Annotated in this window: 5 protein-coding genes; 1 reads left to right on the top strand and 4 read right to left on the bottom strand. The window is 57.8% G+C overall.

All coding sequences use genetic code 11. The annotated features are described in order from the left end of the window. A partial coding sequence (locus AC1DT2_RS21180; protein WP_477298539.1) for a hypothetical protein occupies positions 1-569 on the top strand: 569 nt, incomplete at its 5' end. A 22-nt stretch (positions 570-591) separates the two neighbouring features. Here the strand turns inward: AC1DT2_RS21180 and AC1DT2_RS21185 are convergent. The 4 genes from AC1DT2_RS21185 to AC1DT2_RS21200 form a co-directional block, all read right to left on the bottom strand. Further along, complete coding sequence (locus tag AC1DT2_RS21185; protein ID WP_063572195.1) at positions 592-777, bottom strand: hypothetical protein; 186 nt, start codon at positions 775-777, stop codon at positions 592-594. Positions 778-996: 219 nt separating this feature from the next. Further along, a complete protein-coding gene (locus AC1DT2_RS21190) occupies positions 997-1,200 on the bottom strand; it encodes a hypothetical protein (RefSeq protein ID WP_477298540.1) in 204 nt (67 codons plus the stop codon). A 365-nt stretch (positions 1,201-1,565) separates the two neighbouring features. Further along, positions 1,566-1,871, bottom strand: coding sequence for an addiction module antidote protein (locus AC1DT2_RS21195; RefSeq protein ID WP_213948315.1), 306 nt, complete (start codon positions 1,869-1,871; stop codon positions 1,566-1,568). A 30-nt stretch (positions 1,872-1,901) separates the two neighbouring features. After that, entirely contained in the window at positions 1,902-2,195 is a 294-nt protein-coding gene (locus AC1DT2_RS21200; RefSeq protein WP_477298542.1) for a type II toxin-antitoxin system RelE/ParE family toxin, read from the bottom strand. Positions 2,196-2,270: the final 75 nt, after the last annotated feature.

The raw sequence follows: 2,270 nt of genomic DNA on the forward strand, positions 1-2,270 counted from the left end.
ACCTTGTCTCCGCAGCACTCTGCTGTGCGCTGATGAGCGCCCTGCGGGACGCGACCACCTTGTGGATCGCCCTGGCGTCTGTGTCGAAAGACTGGGGTCCTGGAGTGTCTGTCTCGATCGGCTTTTCCGCCTATCTACTGGGCGGCTATCTCGGGGCACTCACCCTCGCGCCTGCCCTGTTCGCCATCCGGGAACAAGTCAGGAAGACCCATTCTTTGACCGCCGTGTTGCGCAGCACCCTGTTCAGGGATACCTGCGCATGGGTCGTCCCCGTCCTCGTCATTCTTGCGTGGCAAGCGACCCTTCATGCCGGATATGTGCAGCAAGCCGCCCGGCTCGCGATGGTCCTGCCGGTGATCGGGATGGCGTTCCGGCATGGATGGCATGGGGCGGCCCTCGCCGGCATGGGTGCCAGCATCGCGATGGCACTCACCAGCACGGTCATGCGTGACCCTATGCTGATTGAATGCCAGGTCGCACTCGCCTTCGTCCTGTCGGCAGCGCTCCTGATGGGCGGCAAGACGCAGCCTGCCGCCCAAATGGTGTCCACTGCGACGCTGTCGCCGTAGGTCTTTAAAGGGCCCTGGGCCTTCAGGCACGACCCTTGTTGCACTCGATCGGATCTTTGCATTTGACCATCAGCGCCTGCGGAACCCCGGCGTGCGATTGAGACGCGACGGCAGGTTTGGCAGTGCGCAGGTCGCTTGCGGTGGCGAAGCCACAGGTGAGCGAAAGAACCAGAGCAGACAGCAGTGCGGTGCGGATATACGTGGTCATTGTCGATCTCCATGATGGGTTGAGTTGCCAGCACGCGTTCGGACGCGATGCTGGCCCCTTCATGGTGCCTGTATGCGCAGGCAGTCTGCTAATCGACGGGAGCGCCTTTCGTCCGGGGCCTCCTTAGCTGGACCTGAGCCCGCCCTTCTTGCCGCTCTGCTCGTTAGCCAGAGTGGCCTCAGGCACAGCCTCATGGGGGTTGAGCCCGAGGACGGGACGCTACTCAGATCTGGGGAAACGTCGCACCATCACCGTCACTCCGAGATTGTCCAGCCTGAAGGCGACCTCTTCGCGGGAGAACTGCCCCTCGATCAAGAGATTCAGCACCTTTTCGGTGTCGTGAATAACCAACTGCCCTTTTTCAAAACTGAAGTGCATACCTTGCCAGTGCAGATGCGTATCGTCTTCCGGATTACCCACCATAGCCATTCCCCCTGTGGAACGTTGTTGTTGGAAAATTTATCGCTCGAATGCGTTCACATGTCACCGAGGCAACGAGGCAACGAGGCAACGAGGAGATTTATACGCGATCCCCGGGTGCGGGGCTTTGTTAACTGGAGACTAAAAAGCCAACGCGATGACAAAGCCGAGGCCCACGTCACACACGCTCGGCACTCAACAAAAACAAAGGCCCCGCATCGCTGCGGGGCCTTGTTTTTTACTGGCGGAGAGGGTGGGATTCGAACCCCCGGTTGGCTTTCACCAACGCCTGATTTCGAGTCAGGTACATTCGAGCACTCTGCCGCCTACGGCGGGGATCCAGACTAGCGTCAGACTGCCACAGCACATCAGGCGGCAGCGCCAGGACGTTTCACAGGCTCCACTGACAACCGAAACCCTAGTGCGCCAAAAACCCTGTTCATCGTCTCGAACTTAGGTTGTGCGCCAGGTCGAAGAGCCTTGTACAGACTTTCACGACCGAGACCAGCATCCTTTGCTACCTGAGCCATCCCACGTGCTTTCGCAACATGACCCACAGCACGAAGCATTTCGTCTGTGTCGCCATCTTCGAGGACTTGGCGCACGTACTCGGCAACCGCCTCATCACTATCAAGGATTGCGGATAGGTCGAACGGTAGGAGTTGGGTACTCATTCTCAAATTCTCCGGTGACGATCCTAACGATTAGAGATCGGCAGCCATGCCTTTGGCTTTCTTGATGTCGCTGGTTTGGGACTTCTTGTCCCCACCGCACAGAAGGATCACGACCTCCTTCCCACGCTGGATCAAATAGACTCGATACCCTGCACCCACATCTACTCGTAATTCTGAAACGCCTTCGCCGACAGGCTCGCAGTCACCAAAGTTACCCATCGCGACTCTATCGATCCGGCGAGCGATGGCAACCTTGGCCTTAATGTCTCTAAGTTCCTGGTGCCACTTAGCAAATCCATCGGTTTGTTTTACTGTGATTTCCATAACTTACGATGGCTCCGGAGACGCACACGTATTCCTGTGACGCAATTGTATCCTTCTGGATACAGGATGCAAGCA

The organism is Luteibacter sp. P4_E6 (assembly GCF_056401535.1).